The organism is Arcanobacterium phocae, assembly GCF_018913465.1.
In the GTDB taxonomy this organism is placed as follows: Bacteria; Actinomycetota; Actinomycetes; order Actinomycetales; family Actinomycetaceae; genus Arcanobacterium; species Arcanobacterium phocae_A.
Map to the genome: position 1 here is coordinate 477148 of NZ_JABAPM010000001.1, position 22713 is coordinate 499860.

Below are 22713 nucleotides of genomic sequence, written 5' to 3' on the forward strand. Positions count from 1 at the left end.
TGGCTTTTAGGCGCGGGTTTTAGTAACCCATGGCCGACTAATCGTTGGGTGCCAAGGCTAAGTTTCCCGGCTGGTTGCGCCTTAGCGGTGATCAACCAACCGGCTCAACATATCGCCGACCCACTGCACGATTTGAACCATAATAAGGATGACGACGACGGCGATGATGACGACATCGAAATGATGCCGGGTATATCCGTGGTTGATAGCGAGTGCGCCAAGACCGCCGCCACCGACGATGGAGGACATCGCCGAATATCCGATAACGGTAATAGTCAAAATCGTAATTGACTGAATAATTGCAGGCAGAGCTTCGCGTACTAAGACGCCAGACATAATGCCAACTGGTGACGCGCCAGCCATTTGCGCCGCTTCAACTTTTCCTTGTGAAACTGCAAGAACGTTGGATTCGACTAAACGAGCGAAATACGGAACAGCAGATACGATGAGAGCGACTGTGAACGCGGGCCATCCCACTGTTGAGAGCCAAGGAACATCGATCAAACGAATTGCGTATAGCACGATAACAGCCAAAATAATGAACGGTATTGCTCGGCCGATATTGATGCTAGCCCCCAATAGCTTATGAGTAACTCGATGCGGAATCAGCCCATCTTTACGGGTTTCAGCCAAGATTACGCCCAATGGCAGGCCAAGTAGCACGGTTACTATTGTGCCGACGCCGACCATATAGAGTGTTTCGACAATAGCAGGTAACAGCTGTTCTTGCACCACTGGTCGGTTGAACCATGTGCCTTCGTCGTGCCGTGAAACGGCGGCTATGACAGGAATAAGGGTAGCTAAGTTCAAAATCATGCCTCACGCACCTGTGCGAATACTGTTGTTTTGTTGAATTTGGTAGCGCATACGTCGCCGGTGCCGATAGGAACTGTTAACGCTAAGCGGCCAACCTGAACATCTCCGACTGATTCGAATGTCCCTGTGGCAATATCTGCCCCTAGTTCGGCTACTTTGCTTAATACTTGCGATCCGGTTGGTTTACCTGGCTGAGAAGTGAAATAGAGGTCAATAACGTCATTGAGTTCGCTAATGTCATGATCGAGCTCCGGTAGTGGAATGAGCTTCTTGGCCAGTACTGACATTGGATCTTGCAGAATTTCTCGAATGTGGCCGCTTTCTTGGATTTTGCCAGCATCAAGAAGGGTAACGGAGTCACAGATTTTCCGTACGACAGACATTTCGTGGGTAATAACGACGACGGTTACTCCCGTTTGGTCCCGAACATTTTTCAACAACTCTAAAATCGAATCAGTAGTTTCTGCATCAAGTGCTGACGTCGGTTCATCTGCCAGGAGAACAGCTGGTTTATCAGCTAGCGCACGAGCGATCCCTACGCGCTGGCGTTGACCACCAGATAGCTGAGAAGGATAAGACGACGCACGATCTTGCAAGTTAACTAGGCGTAGTAGCTCGGTGACCCGGGCATCAATGTCTTTAGTTGGCATTTTTGCAATACGCAGGGGATAAGCAATGTTCTCGTAGGTGGTGCGCGATTCAAATAAGTTAGCACCTTGGAACACCATTCCGATGCGCCGGCGTGCAGCGCGCAATTCGTGCGAACGCAGCTGAGTGAGGTCTTGTCCATCAACCAAAATAGATCCAGCCGTTGGACGTTCGAGAGCAGTCAGGCACCGGATAAGGGTGGATTTTCCAGCGCCTGATTCGCCGACGATTCCATGAATGGTGTTGTCAGCAATGGTTAATGACAGATCTTGTAATGCATGAACAACTGAGCTACCTTTACGTGGGTATATTTTTGACACGTTTTGAAGTTCGATCATACATTCCTCCATCGCTCTCGGCAGTAGCACCCACCTGATTTGGGTTGCTGCAGCTTCGTCGAGCCGAGTCTCTTAGCTGCTCTTGATGAACAGTTTAAGGCTTCCACGTTCGCAATGGAAAAGCAACCTATTCCAACATATGAGAATAGTGTGAATAAGCGACCGATGCGACTGCGAAAGTATGTGGGAGGCAGATGTCACTATAAAACTATGAATCAGATATATCAGCCGGCAATCCGTAGAAGCAAGCGCCAGTGGGTAATGGTGTTCCCGTTGCCTCAATCAGTTAACGAGAATCCTCAAGAAAATGAGGCAGAAAAAGTATTGCCTCCAACGCAGCGCGAAGGAGGCAATACCCTTGAAATAGATTGAAGTCTCAGCAGTGAGCAGCAGCGATCGCTAACGAAAGTGCCTTCTGGAAGTTGTTCTCGCGTTCTTCTGCAGTCATGTCCGTTCCAGGAACTGTAATGTGATCAGAAATGGTCAAAACAGCGAGTGCCTGACGGTCATATTGAGCGGCGAGACCATAAAGCGCACCGGCTTCCATCTCGGCGCCTAAACAGCCGATCTTTCCTAGAGCTTCGTTGTCGGCTGGGTCTACGCCGTAGAAACGGTCGCGTGACACGATTGGGCCGACGACGACGTGCTCATCATCTCCGGCGGCGTCAGCAGCAGCTCGTACGAGCTCATATGATGCGACGGCCGAGAAATGGGTGTTAGGTGTCAGGAATGTATTCATAACGCCTTCATAGTGAGCGCCGTTTGCAATAACAACGTCGCCTACCTTGACCTTTGGGGACAAGCCGCCGGCGGTGCCAACTCGGATAATGCGCTGGACATCGTAATGCATGAAGAGCTCATTGACATAGATAGACAATGATGGCTGTCCCATTCCAGATGCCATGATTGAGAGTGGTTTACCGTTTACTTCGCCAGTAAAGCCAACGATTCCGCGTACATCTGTCACGAGTTTTGCGTCAGGCATAAGCATCTGTGCCATACGGGTTGCACGTTTTGGATCTCCTGGCATGAGAACTGCTGGTGCAAAGTCACCTTTCTCTGCACCAATATGTGGGGTTGCCATGAAATGTCCCTTCTGTAAGTAGATAAAAGAGCTGTGTGCTCGTTATACCTCTATAATCTCATATTTAGCGTCATGAAAGTATGAGCTAGACGCTTAGTTTTTAACACCAGGTAAAAGTTGGCGCACTCGTGCGTACAAATATCCACGTTTTTGCGCCCGGCGCTCTTGCGGAGATTGATGCTGGGCGATGGCCGCGTCGAATTCTTTCCAATGCTTCTCGCGTAATTCTAGGAAGTCTTGTGGTGCACCGCCAGGACGGTCCTCCATGGTTGCGAGGTAAGGATAAAGATCGTGTCCACGCAGATATAAAACGATGGCGTTTATTGCTGCCACAAGCGGCACACTGAAAAGGGCACCAACGATTCCGGCTACCGACGACCCGCCAGCCACAATGAGAACAATTGCAAGTGGATGTATGTTCAAGGCATTACCCTGCAAAATTGGTTGCAGTAGATTACCTTCAATCTGCTGGACAGCCAAAATGCCAATCATCATCAACATTGCCATAAAGAGCGACTGGGTATTGACAAGAACAATAAGTACCGCGACAAATCCCGATAAGAACGCGCCAACCACCGGGATAAAGGCCGCTAGAAAGACGATTACACCAATCGGGAATGCTAAGCCCAGCGGGGTATCGAGGATTATGGCAATAACAGAAATACCGATAGCGTCGACGAGAGCTACCGTGGCCTGGGTGCGCGTGTAATTGCCGATCATCACCCATGCTCTGATGCCAGCTTCATTTGCCGGATTTTGGTAATGCAACGGGAGGAGACGAACCATCCAATGCCATAGCCGTCGGCCGTCTTTCAAGAAGAAGAACAAAGTGAATAGAACGAGGATAAATCCAGTTAGGAGAGAGGAAACCGTTGAACCAACAGCTACGACCCCTCCGAGGATCTGGCTGGAATTATTTGTAATTGTGCTTTGTAACGAGTTCCATGCGTCATTAATCTGGTCACCAACATCGGGTAAAGCAGTTGACACTTGTTCTATGAGGGTATTAATTCCGGCATATATCTGATCGGAGACTTCGGAAAAGCCGGATATGATTCCAACGCTCGAGCCCCAGATGAGCAATCCGACGAAGGCTACGAGTAGAAGTAACGTCGTCGTCGCTGCCAGAGCTGACGGAAACTTTAGACGCTTGATGAGCCCGGAGGACACCGGCTCTAAAATAACAGCCAGCAACAACGCAACCATTGTCGAAATAATAATCGTGTAAAAATGTAGCCCCAGCCATCCAAGTGCGGCTAGAACGACAGCTACCACGATGAGCCGCCACGACCAAGCGGCGGCAGTAACTAATGGTTGAGGTACAGAATATGCCGGTTTATCGTCCACCTGGCGTGCTTGCATAAAAGACTCCTTACATGCGTAGAATATCTTTAGCCTACCAACTGCAGTCACTGAGACGGCTAGGCGTTACGGAAAATATGCTCTGGAGAAATATGACACACTACGCACTGTTGGCTTTTGATCTTGACGATACATTAGCGCCTTCGAAGTCGCCGTTGCCCAAACCGATGGTCTGTGCGCTGAAACGCCTATTGGATGTCAGTGAGGTGTGTGTGATTTCAGGTGGCCAATTTGAACAGTTCTCATCGCAACTTTTAGCGAATCTTGATGCTAATAATGAGCAATTAGCAAAACTGCATCTGATGCCAACCTGCGGAACTCGCTATTTACGTTTTTCTGAAGGACAGTGGTCTTCTGTGTATGCACGTGATCTGACCGACGACGAACGGGCACGAGCATTGGCATCGCTTGAACGACGTGCAAAAGAGCTCGGGCTGTGGGAGGAAAAGACGTGGGGACCGATTCTCGAAGATCGCGGTTCTCAGATTACTTTTTCAGCGTTGGGGCAACAAGCTCCAGTTGATGCCAAAAAGGCGTGGGATCCGGATCGCACTAAGAAAGAACTATTGCGAGCCGCAGTGGCTAAAGATCTTCCAGATCTAGAAGTTCGCTCCGGCGGGTCTACATCCGTTGATATTACTCGGTCGGGGGTAGACAAAGCGTACGGCATTGCCGAGTTGTCGAAGCAAACAGGAATCTCAATTAACGATATGCTGTTTATCGGAGATCGCCTTGATGAAGGCGGCAACGATTTCCCAGTTCTTCGATTGGGGATTGATACCCATCCAGTTGGTGGCTGGGAAGATACAGTTGAGTTTGTTAATGACTACGTTGACGCGCATGCAAGGGGATAGCTATGAAGAACCAAATATCTGAGCTCAGTGAACACGATATTGATGAACGAATAGCTAAGTTTGCATGCTATCCGTCTGAACGGCAGGTCACCGGCGGTGCAGAACGCGGTTTTGCTTGGTTGATGACGATCTGCGGTGTCATCGGCATGTGGGCGTCGATGTCTCTGATTATTGCTGAGAAACAAAAGCTCATGCATCCCGAAGGAGTGCTGCCGTGCGATATTAATCCGCTTGTCGGTTGCGGAAAATGGGTAGGCATGTGGCAGAACGAAGTGTTTTTTGGTGTCACTAACTCGGTATTTGGCCTCGCATTTTTTGCAGGTATTACTGCGTTAGGCTTTGTGTTAGTGGCCGACGGGCGATTTGCTCGATGGCTGTGGCAAGCACTATCAGCAGCATTGGCTCTTGGTATTGTCTGGGTGGTGTGGTTCATGTACCAGAGCTTGGTAGTAGAAAACTCGATGTGCCCATACTGCGTGGTAACTTGGTTTACCACTATTATGCTTTTCGTCCACGTCACTGCGCGTAGTGCGCAAGCTGGCCATTTCGGAGACAAGTTTACCGACGCCGGGCGAGCATACGCTCGTAACAGATGGATCGGCGTCGGCCTGAGCTATGGACTTGTCATTGTTCTAGTGGTTGTTTTCTTCTGGGATCAATTGCCACTATTCTTCGTCTAAAGTATGGATTACAGCTAACGTATGGATTACAACGAATCCATATATTCGGGTACGTGATCGCCGTAGCCTAGATCGACGAGGCTGTTGCGAAGCGTCATCATTGCCTCAGTAATTTCAGCTGCAGGTGCTGGGCCTACTTCGTGTAGGTTAGCTGCACTTTCCGCGTCTGCCGGGATGACATGGATGTGAGTATGGGGAACTTCAAATCCTAAAATAGTTACTACGGAGCGTTCCACGCCAAAAGCGCGCTCTTGAGCTGTAGCGATAATTTGTGCAACGTTCATTGCGTGCGCGAACACGCGGGGTTCGACGTCGTTAAATTTTGCTACTTCTTCGCGCGGAACCACCATAACGTGGCCTGGGCGTGCAGGCTCGATAGTCGCCATAACAACGACATCCTCATCAGCCCAAACAAATTTTCCCGGAATCTCACCAGTGATAATTTTTGTAAAAACACTACTCATGTTTCTAGTTTACATCCTTAAGACGTTTGGTGGATCACACGAACGTCATATAAAGAATAGTGGTTGCCTGCGTTACCATTGGTATTACTAGTTTTGGGTAACATACTAAGGAGAATCATGTCGGCACCAGATAGCTTTCCATACCGCTACACTGCCGAACTTGCCAACAAGATCGAAGCGTCATGGCAAGACCGGTGGGAAAGTGACGAAACATTTAATGCGCCAAATCCAGTTGGCGAGCTTGCGGGAGCTGGAAAGCTAGCTGACGAAACGTATTTCTTGCTTGATATGTTCCCGTACCCTTCTGGCAAAGGACTCCACGTCGGCCACCCGCTTGGCTTTATCGCAACCGACTGTTTAGCGCGTTACCACCGTATGCAGGGCAAGAATGTGCTCTACACGATGGGATTTGATGCGTTTGGTTTGCCAGCAGAGCAATATGCAGTCCAGACCGGACAGCATCCGCGTATTACCACCGAGCAAAACATTGACAATATGCGTTCGCAGTTACGGCGTTTGGGAATGTCGCACGAAAAGCGTCGGTCAATTGCAACCACAGACACGATCTTTGTGGGGTGGACGCAATGGATCTTCTCCCAGATCTTCAATTCGTGGTATGACGAACAAGCTCCTGGTCGTGAGCCTGGGACAACAGGCCGGGCGCGGCCAATTGCCGAGCTCATCGCTGGTTATAAAGATGGTTCGATCCCAACTCCGGATGGCACTCCATGGGCAGATATGACTCCGGAACAACGCCGTAACGCTGTTGATAGCCGACGCTTGGCGTACATCGATTATGCGCCGGTCAACTGGGCACCAGGCTTGGGAACCGTGTTAGCGAATGAAGAAGTAACGGCAGACGGCCGATCTGAGCGCGGCAACTATCCAGTGTTCAAGCGCAAGCTTCGGCAGTGGATGATGCGGATTACTGCCTATTCTGATCGTTTAGCTGCGGACCTAGATAAAGTTGATTGGCCAGAAAAAGTTCGGTCAATGCAACGTAACTGGATCGGAAAATCTCACGGTGCGCACGTAGACTTCACTGCGCATGGCGCCGACGGCGATCATACGCTCACAGTGTTCACTACCCGTCCAGATACCTTGTTTGGTGCGACATTTATGGTAGTTTCGCCGGAACACCCGATGCTGAACGCGGAAGCAATCCCAGGGCAATGGCCAGCTGAGACCCGCACCGAATGGACTGGCGGTGCTGCAGATCCAATGATTGCGGTGAAAGACTATCAGCGTGCTGCTTCGCGAAAGTCTGATAAGGAGCGCGCCGACGTCGAAAAAACTAAGACTGGTGTGTTCACGGGTATTTTTGCTACCAACCCAGTTAATGGCGATCTTATCCCGGTATTCACTGCCGATTACGTGATGATGGGATACGGTACGGGCGCTATTATGGCGGTCCCATCAGGAGACCAGCGCGACTTTGATTTTGCGCGTACCTACAATGTTTCGATTATCCCAACGATTGAAACACCAGCTGATTTTGATGGTGAATCAGCGTGGACTGAAGACGGGCCAATTATTAACTCTGCTAATGATGAGATCTCGCTGAACGGCTTGGATAAAGACGCCGGTAAAGCGAAGATGACAGCATGGCTGGAGGAAAAAGGAGTAGGCAAGGCAGCTATTACCTACCGTCTGCGCGATTGGCTATTCTCCCGGCAGCGCTACTGGGGCGAACCATTCCCGATCGTTTATGATGAAGAGGGCAACGCGCATTCCCTGCCAGATTCGATGCTCCCAGTTGAACTGCCAGACACTCCAGACTATTCGCCTCGGTCGTTTGATCCAGAGGATGCTGATTCAGAACCAGAACCGCCGTTGGGTCGCTTGACCGATTGGGTCAATGTTGAGCTTGACTTGGGTGATGGCTTGAAGAAATACACTCGCGAAACAAACACCATGCCGAACTGGGCTGGTTCATGCTGGTACGAATTGCGCTATATTGACCCGCTCAACACTAAGCAATTCATTGCGCCGGAAAATGAAGCGTACTGGATGGGACCGCAGGAAGGAAAGCCTGCCGGTGGTACCGATCTGTATATCGGCGGTGTTGAGCACGCGGTTTTGCACTTGCTCTATGCCCGGTTCTGGCACAAGGTTCTGTTTGATCTCGGATATTTGAGCTCAAGCGAGCCATTCCACAAGCTCTTCAACCAAGGCTATGTGCAGGCATATGCGTACACCGATTCGCGTGGACAGTATGTTCCAGCTGATGAAGTCGTTGAAGTTCCAGCTAGCGATGGATCTGGTGAAGTAACGTTCGAATGGAACGGGCAGCCAGTAAACCGCGAATACGGCAAGATGGGCAAGTCGCTAAAGAATATTGTCACTCCAGATGATATGGCAGAACAGTATGGTGCCGATACATTCCGTGTCTACGAGATGTCCATGGGGCCGCTTGATGCTGATCGGCCATGGGAAACTCGTGCCGTCGTCGGTGCACAACGATTCTTGCAACGGTTGTGGCGAAATATCGTTGATGAACAAACCGGCGAGCTGGTTATTGTCGATGAACCGACGGACCATGAAACTGCGAAAGTTATGGCTCGAACAATTAATGACGTACGGGCAGAATTTGAAGCGATGCGAATTAACACCGCTATTGCGCGAATCATCGTTTTGAACAACCATGTTACTGGTAAGCCTGTTACTCGAGAGGTGGCAGAGACACTAACATTGCTGGTTTCTCCAGTTGCGCCACACATTGCGGAGGAACTGTGGAAGCGGTTGGGACACGCAGATTCGATCGCTTATGCTCCGTTCCCGCAGGTTACTGATGAATCTTTGCTGGTTGACGACACCGTGACATGCGTCGTGCAAGTTAAAGGTAAAGTCCGTGATCGGCTTGAGGTCCCCACCAATATCTCCGATGCGGATCTAGAGGCATTAGCATTGGCATCAGATAAGATAAGCCAGTATCTTGACGGCGCACCGCGCAAAGTTATTATCCGGGCTCCGAAATTAGTCAACATCGTTCCGTGAGTAAAACGTGGTAGAGGCCAAGCCCTCTACCACGTTTTATATGTATAAACAGAGGGTTTGATTGGGACATGACGTTATTTCCAATCAAAATGCAGAGAATAACGAATAGGGTTATCTTTTTATACTGAAAAGATAGTAAACTATTACGAAAACCAATACCCGTAATGGTGCGGATATATAATTACTAGTGGAAAGCGAGTGGCTGTGGTGTCAATGGCTGGTACAACGATCGAAGCAACCAATTTTGATGGGTTGCCGGCGTGGAGACTCACGTCCGCTACTGGAGCAACAGCAGTGGTTGCTGAGCGGGGCGCAACGCTATTATCTTGGGAGCCTCGTCCGGGGTTTAACATTGTTGATGGATATGAAACCCGTGCGGAAATGGAAGACGGACGCGATGCCCGTTCAAAGGTTATGGCACCTTGGCCAGGGCGACTGACTGGTTCTTCGTACGTTTTCGACGGCGAAACATACACTGTTAATGAGCTACCTGAAGGCGCTGCACATGGCTTGGTAGGAGAAGCGGACTTTACCGCGACCAACACTGAGGGCGCTCTGACATTAACCTATACGTTCCCGGGTTCTGCTGGATATCCGTGGGCGTTCGAGCTTTCTGTTATTTTTTCGCTCGATGCAGGCGCCGATGGCGAAGAACACTTGACTGTATCATTTGATGCTCGCCATGACTATCCACATGGCATCCCGTTTGCAATCGGGTGGCATCCCTACCTGCATTTCCCAGGCTCGCGGGCCTCAAATATGTCCCTGACGATTCCAGCACGGACCCGCATTGTATTCGACTCGCATCTTGTGCCACGCCCTGGTGAGGCCGCTTATGCCGGGATTAAGGCGCCATATCAACTTGATTTCCTCGGCTCCACGGTACTTGACACCTCTTTCCGTGGTCTCATCCCAGATGAAAATGGCGTCGTGACAACAGTTCTTCGTGACCCGTCAACCAATTCCCGCATCGATATCGTGCAGGAACCTGCCGAGGCACCACTTGTCCATATCTACACCGCAGATGGCGCATTGCGTAATGTCCGTGGCTCGATAGCTGTTGAACCACTCTCACATGTAGCAGACGCTTTCAACCGTCCTGATGCGGCAGGTTCGATCGTTCTCGCTCCTGGAATGTCGCGTACATTAACTGTCACACTGACGTATCACAAGTAAGTCAATACCATTCGTATACTGTTGCGGGGCACCCCAAAGTAAGGAGTGCCCCGCAATGCTGTATAACTTGGCACTTAGAAAATCAGCGACGCCGATTGCCGAATAATCCGCGAGTGATCTCTTTTGCTAACGTCCTGCCAGCAGATTTTACGATGGAATCAAGCATAGATTCTTGGCGTTTGCGTTGCCGTTGCATTTCTTTCTGTGCTTGTCTCAATTCATAGTCGCGCTGTTTTTGCGCAGCTTTTTCTTCTGCAGCTACTTGCTTAGCTAGCTCCCGTACAAGTTTTTCTTGTTCTTTCTTTGCTTCTTCTTGAGCACGTAGATTTATCTCAGCAGCCTGTTCAGCTGAAATACGTGCCTGTAGGAGCTCGTAGGCTGATTCTGGATCCACTGGGGTCTGATATTTCTCCCGTGTTGTTGATTGTTCGATAGTCTGTGCGAAAGTCATATCAGAAGCAATGCCCATTGATGCAGCTGGTGCCCAAATTCTAGTAGGAGCAACGGGAGTTGGCCGTCCGTGATCATCTAGCAATGTAACAATGGCTTCTCCGGTGCCTAAACTCGGTAATGCGGTTTCAAGGTCAATAGGGGACACTGGAAAAGTCTTCACGGTTTCCCGCAACTTCTTCATATCATTCGGGGTGTGGGCGCGCAGTGCGTGTTGTATCTTGGCGCCAAGCTGTCCGAGTACGTCATCTGGTAAATCCTTTGGTGTTTGAGTAACGAAGAAAATTCCTACTCCCTTCGATCGAATGAGCCGCACCGTTTGCACAACGAGGTCTACGAATTGTGCCGAAGCATCGTTAAATAGCAAGTGTGCTTCGTCGAAGAAGAAGACGAGTTTAGGTAGATCTGCGTCACCACGTTCGGGTAACGTCTCGAATAATTCGGCAAGCAGCCACATAACGAACGTTGAAAATAGCGCTGGCCGAGACTGCACATCCGGCAGTTCAAGAGCAGAGATCATGCCGTATCCTTCTGGCGTATGCTGGATTAGATCCGCAACATCAAAAGCGGGTTCACCAAAGAATTCCTCTGCCCCTTGGGCTTGGAGCTCGCTAACTTTTCGGAGAATAACCCCAGCTGTGGCACGGGCAATTCCACCAATATCAAGGAGCTCGTCCTTACCTTCATCGCTTGTTAGGTATGAGACCACTGCACGTAAATCTTGAAGATCGATTAACGCTAAGCGTTCTTGATCAGCCCAATGGAAGATTAAGGAGAGAGCAGATTCTTGAGTATCGTTCAGGCCGAGTACTTTCGCGAAAAGAAGCGGGCCGAAATCTGAAACCGTTGTACGAATGGGGATACCTTTCCCATGACCGCCAAGACTGTAGAACTCGGTAGGAAAACTTTGTGCTTCCCAGGGTTGTCCTTGCTCTGCGACCCGGGCGTCTAGTTTTTCAGTATTTGTGCCAAGTTCCGCGAGGCCACTCAAATCTCCTTTGATGTCCGTCAGGAAAACAGGAACGCCCGAACGCGAGAGACCTTCGGCAATAAGCTGTAGCGTCCGGGTCTTTCCTGTTCCTGTTGCGCCTGCTATAAGACCATGCCGGTTAAGCATTCCAATAGGGATATTGACAGTCACGCCCGGCATAGGATGATTTCCAGAAAGGTATGTGCCAAGCGTAAAAGAACTGGATTCGAAACTATATCCGGCTTTCACAGTGTTCTGATAGCTGAGAGATTCTGTTTCTAGCTGCTGGTTTTGGCGTTTAGATGAGAGCGAGTTTTCCTCAGCCGCTACTACCTGTTCTGATAATTCTGCTTGGGCAGCTTCTAATGCTGCTTGTGCGGCGGCTGCCTGGGCCGCTTTTGCTTCTGCTTGGGCAGCTAATGCTTGTGCTTTCAAACGTGCGAGTTCTGCTTGAGTGGTCATAGAGCCTATGTTACTTCACGCCTCCCAAAGATCAGCTATGTCAGTGTTTAATCCACAGTGTTGTGTACTTTGATTGTTTTCCACCACTTTTTGTGTCTGAATATTTACGACGGCGATCGGTACGATACTCATAAATATGAAAACACCACCGCCCAAACGTCGTCATGGATCCCAAACAGGTAGCTTACGCCGTAGCCCGCACACCAGAATTGGATATGACAACGTACAACGTGAAAGCGCCGGAACTACTCGCGCCACTAGTGAGCGTCTAGAACAGCTAACTGCGGCAGCATTGTCAATGGGAGCTGGTCGTGATATCGCTGCCATTGGCGATACTGGAAAAACCATAAGAATGAAGTGGAGTTCAGATGCGGCACGGATCGTTGCCATCGTCGTCGTCCTAATAACACTAGTAGTTGTCACAACTACTCTTATCCAGTCCTCAGAAAAGGGACACGCAGAGGTGCCTCGCCCAATACCTCAAGAATCTTCACAGCCAACAGAAACCGCTGAACCGGAAAAACAACCAGCTAGCAACGAGAAAGACCAAAATATTGTTGTGTACGTTTCTGGTGCCGTAAACAAACCAGGAATTGTTTCTCTTGGAGCTCAGGCTCGGGTAAACGAAGCCGTTGAGGCAGCTGGGGGAGCTCTAGAGAACGCAGATCTAACTAGAATTAATCTTGCCGCTACCGTTACAGATGCAGAACACATTCATGTCCCGAAAGTGGGAGAGGAAGCAAAGGAACAAGAGGTAACTGTATCAGAACAACAAAACAGTGATCCGAAAGTCGATATCAACTCAGCAGATAGCACAACTTTACAATCGGTGCCCGGAATAGGCCCTGCCACGGCTCAGGCAATTGTGAAATGGCGGCAAGAACATGGGAAATTCGCGCAGCTCGAACAACTAACTGAAGTGCCTGGAATCGGTCCGAAAACTCTCGAGCGCCTCCAAGAGCATATCCGCATAGGATAACCAATGAGCGCTCATGATTGTCGGTTGTTAATTCCGGCGCTCTCTATGTGGATCGCCGCTACTATCCCAATAGAAGGCCAACCATACGTACTTGGTATAGCACTTGTTACCTTACTGGTGTCACTAGTACTAAGTAAATATCCATCGAGTATCGTCCCGTCTATGGTGATAGCAAGTGTGTGCACCCTGTGCACCTGCGCAACAACATATTCTTACGCACTTGCGCCATCGCATCAGCTAATCGATAAGGCTATATCAAGTAATATGACAATCCGTGCATCCGGCATAATCAACTCTTATCCCATTAGCAAAAATGGTGGTTGTGACTTCATCCTAACTACTTCTTCAGTACTCGTATCTGGGACGACATACCAGTACCGATACCGTCTACACGCACACGTTGCCACGTCTTCGTGCCCGAATAGATTTGACGCTATCCAAACTCGCGGAAAACTTCAGCAAAACAACTATGCCGAACGCAGTGATGCCCAGCTACAAGCGCATGCCATAACTGTGACCTACCCGGCCAACGGCTGGAATCACTACGTTAATCGGGTACATGATGCCCTGATGGATTATGCCCATTCCACCGTTAACCATCATGATTCTCTGATACCAGGTGTCGCCGTCGGAGATGATTCTCGATTGCCGCCAGAAATGAAAAGAGATATGCGCAATCTCGGTTTATCTCATTTGACGGCGGTATCTGGTTCACATATTTCATTAATGATCGGGCTGGTTTTGCTCCTGATCGGAAAACGTCGACCTTTGGTTACCGGAACCATAGCCGCGCTCGCGGTATATCTACTAACTACGCTAGTATCGCCAGAGCCGTCTGTCAGTAGAGCTGTAATAATGGGAATGCTCTTCTGCTTAGGACTTGGGCAAAGATATACGGCCAGCGCAATGCCATTATTGTCAATTACGGTAATGGCAGTATCACTGTTACAACCAAGCCTTGTTAGAAGTCTCGGATTTCAGCTTTCCGCTGTGGCAGTAGCTGCAATCGTGATTGGAAGCGGATACATTCATTCAATTTTAAGTGCTTTAATCCCGCCATTCCTTGCTGACGCGATCGGAATCCCATTCTTAGCCGGTGTGGCTACTGCACCGTTGCTCGTAACTATTCAAGATTCTCTGTCGGTCTGGACGATACTTGCTAACGCTCTTATCGCGCCTGTGGTTGCGCCACTGACAATTTTAGGTCTAGCAGGTGGCCTATTAGCGCCAATAATGCCGATAGTTGGCACTGTCCTTTTCTCCTGTGCTGGAATATGCACTTGGTGGATGAACATTGTTGTTCACATGTTTCCAAGCGTAGAATATTCGCCTATAGTCACAGTAGTAATAAACGCTGTCGCTCTGGGTATTATTATTTTTCTATTACTCAGATATCGGCCAAGCGATCAACGCAGTTTAGGCAGGGGATAACGCATGACATGGGATCAGATACAGCTGGCGCCAGTGCTTCTCATACAGTCTGCCGAACCGGTATATGCCGATCGTGCGGTAGCACTTATCAAGCGGCAAGCGAGAGAAATTGACCTAAACACTGATGTGATTGAGATTGACGCAAATTCATACAGCGGAGGCTACCTCAGTGCAGTCGCTTCACCCTCCTTATTTGGCGAGCGGCGGTTAATTTTGATCCGGCAATTAGAAACTCTAACGAATGCACTGCAAGAAGACTTACTGACATATCTGCAGTTCCCGGAACCTGACGTAGTTCTCGTACTGCAGCATAATGGTGGAGCGCGTGGTAAAAAAATACTTCAATCATTAGCTAAAAACAACGTGCCAACAACTAAAATTGCGGCTGTGAAGACCCAGCGGGATAAAGTTCAGGCAGTCACTGCAGATATCCGGGCAGCTGGCCGAAAGATGACTCCAGAGGCCATTGGTGCGCTGATCGAAGCAGTCGGATCTGATGTACGGGAATTGTTAGCTGCTGTTCAACAACTGCTAGCTGATGTCGATGGTCTCATTACTGAAGAAAATATCCACACGTATTTCTCTGGACGTATCGAAGCTAAAGGATTCACCGTGGCGGACGCATTGATCGCTGGGAACGTAGGAGAAGCTGTGAAGTTAGCTCGGCACGCCCTAGCTACTGGTGCTACCCCCACTGCGATATTGGGCGCTATTTCTGCAAAGTTGCGCACAATGGCACATATTCTAGGGCAACGCTCAGGAACAATCGACGCCAAAGTATCTATCGTTCCATGGATGGCAGACCGAGCAAAACGGGACTTGCGTGGGTGGACGGCACCCGGTCTAGCCGCAGCAATTTCAGCGATAGCCCGGGCTGACGCAGATGTTAAAGGTGGCTCACGAGATCCTGGTTATGCCCTTGAACGCGGAATTTTGGATGTGGGGCGTGCACGTAAGATTCGCGCGTGAAATAAGCTGATATACATATAAGCGGTGGCTGGACAAAATATGTCCAGCCACCGCTATTTCCTTGCGTTAGAACGCGAAGATACTACTTGCCGAGTTTAGCTACCTGAACGGCGAGCTTCGACTTACGGTTAGCAGCCTGGTTCTTGTGGATAATACCCTTAGAAACAGCCTTATCCAGCTTGCGGCTGGTGACCTTGAGGGCGTCGGTTGCAACTTCCACATCGCCAGCGGCGATAGCTTCGCGAGTCTTACGAACGAGCGTCTTAAGCTCGGACTTGTAAGCCTGGTTACGGACACGGCGCTTCTCGTTGGTCTTGATGCGCTTCTTTTGGGACTTGATGTTTGCCACGTGAATCTCTTTCATTTCTCGTGAATGCTGGCTGGCAGACACGAAAGGAATACGGTCGGTGAGGGATTGCCTGATCCGGACTGTAAGGCGTGGGGACACCCGTGGTTATGAATCGAGGCCGGACTCATTACCCGACCAGGTAAATAAAGTCCAAGCGTTAGTCTATCAGGTCGTGTGTTGTTCGACGACGACGATAGCGTGTAACCCATCACTTATGGGTGCAGATACTTCTTAATTTCAGCGATGACGCGGACAAAAATACGGCGATCCAACTGGCCGCCAGTGCGGCGAACCTGATTGATATGAACGATCATAAGCCGGTTGAGTCTGACCTCTGACGGACGACGGCGGGCGTCCCAATTGCCGGAGCCGATATCCATCCAGTATCGGCCCCAACGGGCCTCATCTTGGGCATCACGGTCGTGATCCTTTGATGTTGTTTGGGCAAATACCACATGATCACTACCATGCGCGGCTACGACCAGAACTGGACGGTCTTTGCCTCGCCCATCATTCTCCTCAAATGGCACCCATGTCCACACTACTTCGCCTGGATCAGGAATAGCATCCTTGACTGGACGATAAGAAAAATCTGGTTCTCCTAGAGTTGCGACATCATAGGCGATAGCTTGATCGCGCGGGCCAGGAAGGCCTAACGAAGGCGTGCTGGTCTGATCTGCTACAACACGTTTGCCAACATCAAGAAGTATCTTCGCTATCGTTCGCCACATCTTCACGATTGGTCAGTCCTCTGCGTCGGCGTCGTCGTCAGCAAATAGAAGCTCAGTGAGCTCAACGTGAACGCGGTTGATTGATGGAACATCTTGGAGAGTTAGCGGCTCACTTGCGGAGGTTTCTAAAATCAATGTTCCAGCGCCAACGAGACGATCTAGGATGCCTTGGTCGTAGGCAACATTTGAGATCCGGGAGAGCGGAATATCGTGGCCGGACTTCGAAAAAATTCCAGACCGGGTAATAATTCGGCGATTCGTGATGGTATACGTAGCTGTAGACCACCGCAACCACGGCACAACCCACACAACGATAGCTGCAAAACCAGCGAATCCGATGACAACCCAAGTCGACCATGGGCGCAACGACGCTGGTAAAAAGTAGATCAATAACATCGCGATGATAGCGATGAATACTAGCCCGCATCCGTGCCAGAACAATGTTTTAGGATGCTCACGCATATGACGGACGACGTGTTCATCGCGTCCGAGTAATCTTTCCGGAAAAGCCATACTAGTGATTCTGCCATATCTTACGAGTGTCTCTAATAATCACAGCCAGATAATGAGAGAAACAACGAACGTAAAAATTCCAACTGGAACAGCTACGATGCTGAGAATCGCACTCAGCAGAATGATGCGTACGTCGTATTTTAAATAAGGGGCATTCTCAACGCCACCAGCCCCGGCAATGGCGGCTCGCTGAGCTGCTTCGATTCGCGGGAAGAAAACATTTCGTTTATGTGCAGCGGCGGCTTGGGCGTCACGTCGGCGTTGGCTAGCGCGAACGCGCGCTACTTCGTCGTCGAAGGTGTGTGTATTAGTATCAACGTAGGTCCCGTCCGGGTTAATGATTGTCACGTCGTCGGAACCAGTAAGCGACTGCGTTATTTTATCTATCGACGAATCAACCGCTTGCGCTAATCGAAATCGCAGTACGCCAAAAGTGGCGACCGCAACGGCAAAAATAACCGATACGATAAACGGCCACCACGAGACAACTGACTCAGCTGTGCGACCAGCAGCCCAACCCATGGCTAGCGCAAGAGCCGTGACGATGCCCGAGGCAACAACCACGATTTTGCCAGGGAAACGAACGATGCGTTCGATAATCGGAAGTAGATACTGTAACGAACCTGCGGTGATACTCATAACCTAAGTGTGCCACTTAGAGCGCAAGGTTGCTGACCGCTGGTATCGTTAAATCGACTATATGAAAAGGAGAACACGTGCCTGTATCAACTGCCGCTGAGCTCAAAGCTATCGAGCCCGCCGCCACTGATCCATCGCGGATCCGAAATTTTTGCATCATTGCACATATCGACCATGGGAAATCGACCTTGGCTGATCGGATGTTGCAATTAACAGGTGTGGTAGCCGAACGCGATATGCGTGCGCAATACCTCGATCGCATGGATATTGAGCGCGAACGCGGTATTACGATTAAATCTCAGGCAGTGCGCATGCCGTGGTCGGTTGATAAGAATGCTTATGCGCTGAATATGATCGATACACCGGGACACGTTGACTTTTCGTATGAGGTCTCCCGTTCTCTTGCCGCATGTGAGGGCGCGATTTTGCTTGTCGACGCAGCACAAGGCATCGAGGCGCAGACGCTCGCTAACCTCTACATGGCGATGGAAAACGATCTGGTTATTATTCCAGTGTTGAACAAGATCGACTTGCCAGCTGCAAATCCAGATAAGTATGCAGCCGAGATCGGCGCACTCCTTGGCGTCGATCCAGACAGCGTGATTCGAGTGTCCGGAAAAACTGGTCAAGGCGTCGATGAGCTCCTCGATCGGATTGTCCTAGAAGTGCCATCGCCGGTTGGTAACCCGGATGCGCCTACGCGTGCCATGATTTTTGATTCGGTCTACGATTCATACCGTGGCGTGGTGACTTATGTTCGCGTTGTTGATGGACAGCTTGCTCCGCGTCAGCGGGTATCGATGATGGCCACGAATACTACGCACGAGCTACTTGAAATTGGCGTCATTTCGCCAGAGCCGAAGCCATCTAAGGGCCTGGGCGTGGGTGAGGTCGGCTACCTCATTACTGGTGTGAAAGACGTTCGCCAGTCGCGTGTGGGTGATACCGTTACTGATTTGCGTAAGCCCGCCGATGAAGCATTGGCCGGTTATCGCGATCCGAAGCCGATGGTGTATTCCGGGATTTACCCGATCGATGGTTCAGATTATCCGGCATTGCGTGACGCGCTAGAAAAGCTTAAGCTCAACGACGCCGCATTGACGTATGAACCAGAAAACTCGGTGGCCCTCGGTTTTGGTTTCCGATGCGGCTTCTTGGGACTGTTGCATTTGGAAATTGTCCGCGAGCGACTCGAGCGCGAGTTTGATCTGGATCTTATTGCTACCGCGCCATCAGTTATCTATCGAGTAGTGACGGATGCTGGCGAGGAGCATACGGTGGCTAACCCATCGGAATTCCCTGACGGCAAGATTAAGGCGATTTATGAACCGTTGGTAGAAGCCACGATTTTGACGCCGAAGGACTACGTCGGTTCAGTTATGGAATTGTGTCAGCAACGCCGCGGAATTATGGGCGGGATGGATTACCTGTCCGAAGACCGTGTCGAGTTACACTACAAGTTGCCGTTAGCTGAGATCGTGACTGATTTCTTCGATCAGCTCAAGTCCCGGACTAAGGGTTATGCGTCCCTTGACTACAAGGAAGAGGGCGAGCAGACTGCTGATTTGGTTAAGGTCAATATTCTACTCAACGGCGAGACAGTGGATGCATTTTCCGCTATTGTTCACCGCGATGCCGCCTATCATTACGGTGTCGAGATGACCGCTAAACTCAAGGCTCTTATTCCACGCCAGCAGTTCGAAATTCCAGTGCAGGCTGCGATTGGTACGCGTGTTATTGCGCGTGAAACGATTAAGGCGTTGCGCAAGGATATGTTGGCTAAGTGCTATGGCGGTGACGTTACTCGTAAGCGTAAGTTGCTTGAGAAGCAGAAGGCCGGTAAGAAGCGAATGAAGTCGATTGGCCGAGTTGACGTTCCACAAGAAGCGTTTGTGGCAGCGTTGGCTTCAGACATGCCGGAGGCGAAGAAAAAGTGACGACGACGAACGAGCCCACTGAACGTAACAAGAACTACGGACGCATTATCTCCTTTACCCGGCGTGGATCGCGGTTAGGGGATAAGTTTGAAAAAGTTATGGCCGAACATGGCCCGCATTATGTGATTGACTATCCGGCCGGTCAAGCTCAGACGACGATTGCCGACGACGCTTTTATCGATCTGGCTGCAGCTTTTGGACGAGTAGCACCGATCGTGGTGGAGATTGGTCCAGGTTCAGGCGAACAGGTGATCTCGCAGGCGCAAGCTCACCCGGACTGGAATTTTTTGGCGTTGGAAGCATGGGCACCTGGGGTGGCACGATGTGTGAATGCTGCTGTGCGCGAGGGCGTAGAGAACGTACGAATTATGGAAGCAGATGCTGCCCAGGCACTGCCGATTATTTTCCGTACCGATGTGGCCCAGCCGAATCCGCGAGCTCGCGAAGTGTGGACGTTTTTCCCTGACCCGTGGCGTAAAGCTCGTCACCACAAGCGCCGGATTGTTAATGATGCGTTTACTCGTACCATTGCTGGCGTGTTGGCTCCAGACGGTGTGTGGCGGATGGCAACAGACTGGGATAACTATGCTTGGCAGATGCGTGACGTTATTGAGCGTAGCCAGTGGATGACGAATATACATTCGGGGGAGAACCCTGATCCAAACGATGAAGGCGATTTTGTTGGTGGGTTCGCACTGCGCTGGGACGGACGCATTATGACGCGCTTCGAACAACGCGGAATTGATGCCGGCCGGACGATTCATGACGTGTGTGCTACGCCGTCATCGGAAGCACAGACTATAACATTGCCGTGATCGGGGTATCACCTAAACCAGCCCGCGCACTATCGTTGTCTAACTCAGACGTTAGTGAGGGGTTTGGCGCATACGTTCATATCCCGTTTTGCCGGGTGCGTTGCGGGTACTGCGATTTCAATACCTATACCAATACTGATTTTGGTGCGGGGGCTTCGGTTAGCGATTACCATGAGTCTTTGGTTCGAGAAATCAAAAGCTCGGCGCAGTACCTGACTGGCCATGGAGAAAGACCAGCATTGACGTCCATCTTTTTTGGTGGTGGTACACCAACCATGCTCAATGCGAGCCAACTCGTTGCAGTGCTCGACAGGTTGCGTGAGCAGTTCGGCGTCGTCGATGGTGCAGAAATCACAACCGAAGCTAACCCGGAAACGGTTGACCGTCAGGCCCTACAAATCTTAAAAGATGGTGGATTCACCCGCGTATCTTTCGGTATGCAAAGTGCCGTTCCGCATGTGCTGGCCACGTTAGAGCGACAGCACAGCCCGGGACAAGTAACCAAGGTGACGCACTGGGCGCGCGAGGTAGGCTTAGAGTATTCGGTGGATTTGATTTACGGTGCGCCGGGGGAGAGCCGTGCAGATTGGCAGGCGTCTCTTGACGCTGTGATTGCGCTCGAGCCTGGGCATATTTCAGCCTACGGACTAACGATTGAATCAGGTACCGCGATGGGCCGGCAAGTGCAGCGGGGCGAGTTGCCAGATACTGATCCAGACGAGCAGGCTGCAAAATATGAGATGGCCGAGGTTGCGCTGAGCGCAGCTGGCTATTCCTGGTATGAGGTATCAAATTGGGCAAAGCCAGGAAAACATTCACGGCATAATCTCGCGTATTGGCATAATACTAACTGGTGGGGATATGGCCCGGGAGCGCATAGCCACATCAACGGCACGAGGTTCTGGAATGTCAAACATCCGGGTGCCTATGCGCAACATCTTCTGGCAGGAAATTTGCCGATCGCCGACGTGGAGCATCTCACGGATACTGAACGGCGTGAAGAAGCAATTATGCTGGGCGTGCGGCTGGCTGAAGGGATTGCTATTCCTGAGGGGACGCAACCATGCGTGATTGCCGGCCTTATTGCTGATGAGCTTATTGACCCGGCTGCTGCGTTGGGTGGGCAGATTGTCTTGACGTTACGCGGGCGGTTACTGGCAGATACTGTTATTCGCGCGCTCTGGTGAACTATTGCTGCCATCCTTTTGTCTGACACCGCTGGAGTAAATTGTTAGGGAAATCGGTACTATAAATGTAACCAAAATGGTACTATAAATGTAACCAAGGAAAGTTTGGGGACCGTCTAGTGCTGAAGTGTGAGGTGAGAATGCCTGAACCAATCATAAAAAACCGGATCGCAGAGTTTCGAAAACAACAAGGACTTTCACAGCATCGGTTGGCTAAAGCAGTCGGATTAAAACGGCGCTCCATTATGGCCTACGAAAATAACACGATCAGCCCGACGCTGGAAACTGCCTACAAAATATCTGCTGTGCTCGAACAAAAATTTACTGACGTCTTTTTAGTTGAATAGGAAGCAAAAATGGGATTATTTACTACCAATAGCCGGGATATCGCGCGACAAGTCAAGGAAAGCTTTGGTGATACCGATTCATATCTAGTTGTGCTCAAACATAACTCGGTTCCTAAAGGTCTACTCAAACTTCTGTTATCCGTCATGTATTTCGTCGTGGATTCTTCGCGAGAATTCATCCTATATTTTGATGAAAAAGGTGTCCATGAAAAAGAATTTGGATTCAGCGATGGTACCCAGTTCCTGTTAATCCCGTGGCATGAAATCGACGAATTTTCTGTCGAAGAACACCGAAATAAATCAATTATTCGCCTTACTCATCTAGGTAAGGAATATAGCTACGAGGTGCACTATTCGGGGAATATCACGACGGGCAATCAGGAGCGCTTACAAAAACTTGTTGCCAAGAGCTGGCATAAGATCAAGTAGAGTTTTGGCGGTTTCTTTACCGCGCGGTTCGATAGAACAACGAGTCACAGATTCATCGAACCTTCATTTGCACAACAGTAACGTGT

At 50.1% G+C, this 22713-nt stretch carries 23 protein-coding genes and 1 riboswitch; of the genes, 13 read left to right on the top strand and 10 right to left on the bottom strand.

Translation table 11 applies throughout. The annotated features are described in order from the left end of the window. Positions 1–81 precede the first annotated feature (81 nt). Together KSO86_RS02250 and KSO86_RS02255 are read right to left on the bottom strand one after the other, a co-directional pair. Positions 82–816 (bottom strand): methionine ABC transporter permease, encoded by a 735-nt coding sequence (locus KSO86_RS02250; protein WP_216378102.1) that lies wholly within the window; start codon positions 814–816, stop codon positions 82–84. Next, on the bottom strand, positions 813–1802 hold the full coding sequence (locus KSO86_RS02255; protein ID WP_216378101.1) for a methionine ABC transporter ATP-binding protein: 990 nt from the start codon (positions 1800–1802) through the stop codon (positions 813–815). The genes KSO86_RS02250 and KSO86_RS02255 overlap by 4 nt, the downstream gene beginning before the upstream one ends. A gap of 5 nt (positions 1803–1807) precedes the next feature. Beyond that, positions 1808–1894: riboswitch (SAM riboswitch) on the bottom strand. A gap of 118 nt (positions 1895–2012) precedes the next feature. Here KSO86_RS02255 and KSO86_RS02260 point away from each other — a divergent pair. Then, on the top strand, positions 2013–2174 hold the full coding sequence (locus KSO86_RS02260; RefSeq protein WP_216378100.1) for a hypothetical protein: 162 nt from the start codon (positions 2013–2015) through the stop codon (positions 2172–2174). 4 nt (positions 2175–2178) lie between these two features. Here KSO86_RS02260 and KSO86_RS02265 read toward each other — a convergent pair whose 3' ends face one another. Both KSO86_RS02265 and KSO86_RS02270 read right to left on the bottom strand, forming a co-directional pair. Further along, a complete protein-coding gene (locus KSO86_RS02265) occupies positions 2179–2886 on the bottom strand; it encodes a purine-nucleoside phosphorylase (RefSeq protein ID WP_091281104.1) in 708 nt (235 codons plus the stop codon). A 93-nt stretch (positions 2887–2979) separates the two neighbouring features. Further along, entirely contained in the window at positions 2980–4248 is a 1269-nt protein-coding gene (locus KSO86_RS02270; protein WP_216378099.1) for an AI-2E family transporter, read from the bottom strand. Positions 4249–4340: 92 nt separating this feature from the next. On the opposite strand from KSO86_RS02270, the gene KSO86_RS02275 reads away from it, so the two are divergent. Together KSO86_RS02275 and KSO86_RS02280 are read left to right on the top strand one after the other, a co-directional pair. After that, positions 4341–5102 carry an HAD-IIB family hydrolase gene (locus KSO86_RS02275; RefSeq protein WP_216378098.1) on the top strand — a complete coding sequence of 254 codons (762 nt, stop codon included), beginning with the start codon at positions 4341–4343 and terminating at the stop codon, positions 5100–5102. Positions 5103–5104: 2 nt separating this feature from the next. Further along, positions 5105–5782, top strand: a complete 678-nt coding sequence (locus tag KSO86_RS02280; protein ID WP_216378097.1) for a vitamin K epoxide reductase family protein — start codon at positions 5105–5107, stop codon at positions 5780–5782. Positions 5783–5808: 26 nt separating this feature from the next. Here the strand turns inward: KSO86_RS02280 and KSO86_RS02285 are convergent, their stop codons facing one another. Continuing rightward, positions 5809–6246, bottom strand: a complete 438-nt coding sequence (locus KSO86_RS02285; protein ID WP_216378096.1) for an HIT family protein — start codon at positions 6244–6246, stop codon at positions 5809–5811. 117 nt (positions 6247–6363) lie between these two features. On the opposite strand from KSO86_RS02285, the gene leuS reads away from it, so the two are divergent. Next, entirely contained in the window at positions 6364–9243 is a 2880-nt protein-coding gene (gene leuS, locus KSO86_RS02290) for a leucine--tRNA ligase (RefSeq protein WP_216378095.1), read from the top strand. Positions 9244–9441: 198 nt separating this feature from the next. After that, a complete protein-coding gene (locus KSO86_RS02295) occupies positions 9442–10419 on the top strand; it encodes an aldose 1-epimerase (RefSeq protein WP_366504489.1) in 978 nt (325 codons plus the stop codon). Positions 10420–10501: 82 nt separating this feature from the next. On the opposite strand, the gene KSO86_RS02300 is transcribed toward KSO86_RS02295, so the two are convergent. After that, on the bottom strand, positions 10502–12301 hold the full coding sequence (locus tag KSO86_RS02300) for a helicase HerA-like domain-containing protein (protein ID WP_216378094.1): 1800 nt from the start codon (positions 12299–12301) through the stop codon (positions 10502–10504). Between the two features lie 136 nt (positions 12302–12437). Here KSO86_RS02300 and KSO86_RS02305 point away from each other — a divergent pair, with 136 nt between their 5' ends. Genes KSO86_RS02305 through holA form a run of 3 tightly spaced genes read left to right on the top strand, consistent with a single transcriptional unit; the run spans position 12438 to position 15680 of the window. Further along, complete coding sequence (locus KSO86_RS02305; protein ID WP_216378093.1) at positions 12438–13280, top strand: ComEA family DNA-binding protein; 843 nt, start codon at positions 12438–12440, stop codon at positions 13278–13280. Between the two features lie 3 nt (positions 13281–13283). After that, the gene (locus tag KSO86_RS02310; RefSeq protein WP_216378092.1) at positions 13284–14711 is read left to right on the top strand and encodes a ComEC/Rec2 family competence protein; all 1428 of its coding nucleotides are present in this window, start codon (positions 13284–13286) and stop codon (positions 14709–14711) included. Between the two features lie 3 nt (positions 14712–14714). Beyond that, entirely contained in the window at positions 14715–15680 is a 966-nt protein-coding gene (gene holA, locus KSO86_RS02315) for a DNA polymerase III subunit delta (RefSeq protein WP_216378091.1), read from the top strand. An 82-nt stretch (positions 15681–15762) separates the two neighbouring features. On the opposite strand, the gene rpsT is transcribed toward holA, so the two are convergent. From rpsT to KSO86_RS02335, 4 genes are all read right to left on the bottom strand, one after another. Continuing rightward, positions 15763–16029 (bottom strand): 30S ribosomal protein S20, encoded by a 267-nt coding sequence (rpsT, locus tag KSO86_RS02320; protein ID WP_216378090.1) that lies wholly within the window; start codon positions 16027–16029, stop codon positions 15763–15765. A 212-nt stretch (positions 16030–16241) separates the two neighbouring features. Continuing rightward, complete coding sequence (locus KSO86_RS02325) at positions 16242–16760, bottom strand: type II toxin-antitoxin system PemK/MazF family toxin (RefSeq protein WP_216378377.1); 519 nt, start codon at positions 16758–16760, stop codon at positions 16242–16244. 12 nt (positions 16761–16772) lie between these two features. Then, on the bottom strand, positions 16773–17273 hold the full coding sequence (locus KSO86_RS02330; protein ID WP_091281131.1) for a PH domain-containing protein: 501 nt from the start codon (positions 17271–17273) through the stop codon (positions 16773–16775). Positions 17274–17312: 39 nt separating this feature from the next. Beyond that, complete coding sequence (locus tag KSO86_RS02335; protein WP_216378089.1) at positions 17313–17912, bottom strand: hypothetical protein; 600 nt, start codon at positions 17910–17912, stop codon at positions 17313–17315. A gap of 77 nt (positions 17913–17989) precedes the next feature. Here KSO86_RS02335 and lepA point away from each other — a divergent pair, with 77 nt between their 5' ends. The 5 genes from lepA (at position 17990) to KSO86_RS02360 (ending at position 22627) form a co-directional block, all read left to right on the top strand. Beyond that, positions 17990–19849, top strand: a complete 1860-nt coding sequence (lepA, locus tag KSO86_RS02340; RefSeq protein WP_216378088.1) for a translation elongation factor 4 — start codon at positions 17990–17992, stop codon at positions 19847–19849. Next, on the top strand, positions 19846–20664 hold the full coding sequence (gene trmB, locus KSO86_RS02345; protein ID WP_216378087.1) for a tRNA (guanosine(46)-N7)-methyltransferase TrmB: 819 nt from the start codon (positions 19846–19848) through the stop codon (positions 20662–20664). The genes lepA and trmB overlap by 4 nt, the downstream gene beginning before the upstream one ends. After that, positions 20661–21851 (top strand): radical SAM family heme chaperone HemW, encoded by a 1191-nt coding sequence (gene hemW, locus KSO86_RS02350; protein WP_216378086.1) that lies wholly within the window; start codon positions 20661–20663, stop codon positions 21849–21851. Before trmB ends, hemW begins: the two co-directional genes overlap by 4 nt. A gap of 140 nt (positions 21852–21991) precedes the next feature. Next, complete coding sequence (locus KSO86_RS02355; RefSeq protein ID WP_091281143.1) at positions 21992–22198, top strand: helix-turn-helix transcriptional regulator; 207 nt, start codon at positions 21992–21994, stop codon at positions 22196–22198. 9 nt (positions 22199–22207) lie between these two features. After that, positions 22208–22627: a hypothetical protein gene (locus KSO86_RS02360; protein WP_216378085.1), complete on the top strand. Its 420-nt coding sequence runs from the start codon at positions 22208–22210 to the stop codon at positions 22625–22627. Positions 22628–22713 lie beyond the last annotated feature (86 nt).

Bases quoted from the DNA above. Each gene is read 5' to 3' on its own strand.
- KSO86_RS02270 (WP_216378099.1), bottom strand. From the start codon at position 4,248: ATGCAAGCACGCCAGGTGGACGATAAACCGGCATATTCTGTACCTCAA.
- KSO86_RS02360 (WP_216378085.1), top strand. From the start codon at position 22,208: ATGGGATTATTTACTACCAATAGCCGGGATATCGCGCGACAAGTCAAG.
- KSO86_RS02265 (WP_091281104.1), bottom strand. From the start codon at position 2,886: ATGGCAACCCCACATATTGGTGCAGAGAAAGGTGACTTTGCACCAGCA.
- KSO86_RS02255 (WP_216378101.1), bottom strand. From the start codon at position 1,802: ATGATCGAACTTCAAAACGTGTCAAAAATATACCCACGTAAAGGTAGC.
- leuS (WP_216378095.1), top strand. From the start codon at position 6,364: ATGTCGGCACCAGATAGCTTTCCATACCGCTACACTGCCGAACTTGCC.
- KSO86_RS02335 (WP_216378089.1), bottom strand. From the start codon at position 17,912: ATGAGTATCACCGCAGGTTCGTTACAGTATCTACTTCCGATTATCGAA.
- KSO86_RS02300 (WP_216378094.1), bottom strand. From the start codon at position 12,301: ATGACCACTCAAGCAGAACTCGCACGTTTGAAAGCACAAGCATTAGCT.
- KSO86_RS02355 (WP_091281143.1), top strand. From the start codon at position 21,992: ATGCCTGAACCAATCATAAAAAACCGGATCGCAGAGTTTCGAAAACAA.
- KSO86_RS02330 (WP_091281131.1), bottom strand. From the start codon at position 17,273: ATGGCTTTTCCGGAAAGATTACTCGGACGCGATGAACACGTCGTCCGT.
- holA (WP_216378091.1), top strand. From the start codon at position 14,715: ATGACATGGGATCAGATACAGCTGGCGCCAGTGCTTCTCATACAGTCT.
- KSO86_RS02285 (WP_216378096.1), bottom strand. From the start codon at position 6,246: ATGAGTAGTGTTTTTACAAAAATTATCACTGGTGAGATTCCGGGAAAA.
- KSO86_RS02260 (WP_216378100.1), top strand. From the start codon at position 2,013: ATGAATCAGATATATCAGCCGGCAATCCGTAGAAGCAAGCGCCAGTGG.
- KSO86_RS02310 (WP_216378092.1), top strand. From the start codon at position 13,284: ATGAGCGCTCATGATTGTCGGTTGTTAATTCCGGCGCTCTCTATGTGG.
- KSO86_RS02275 (WP_216378098.1), top strand. From the start codon at position 4,341: ATGACACACTACGCACTGTTGGCTTTTGATCTTGACGATACATTAGCG.
- KSO86_RS02305 (WP_216378093.1), top strand. From the start codon at position 12,438: ATGAAAACACCACCGCCCAAACGTCGTCATGGATCCCAAACAGGTAGC.
- KSO86_RS02250 (WP_216378102.1), bottom strand. From the start codon at position 816: ATGATTTTGAACTTAGCTACCCTTATTCCTGTCATAGCCGCCGTTTCA.
- KSO86_RS02280 (WP_216378097.1), top strand. From the start codon at position 5,105: ATGAAGAACCAAATATCTGAGCTCAGTGAACACGATATTGATGAACGA.
- KSO86_RS02325 (WP_216378377.1), bottom strand. From the start codon at position 16,760: ATGTGGCGAACGATAGCGAAGATACTTCTTGATGTTGGCAAACGTGTT.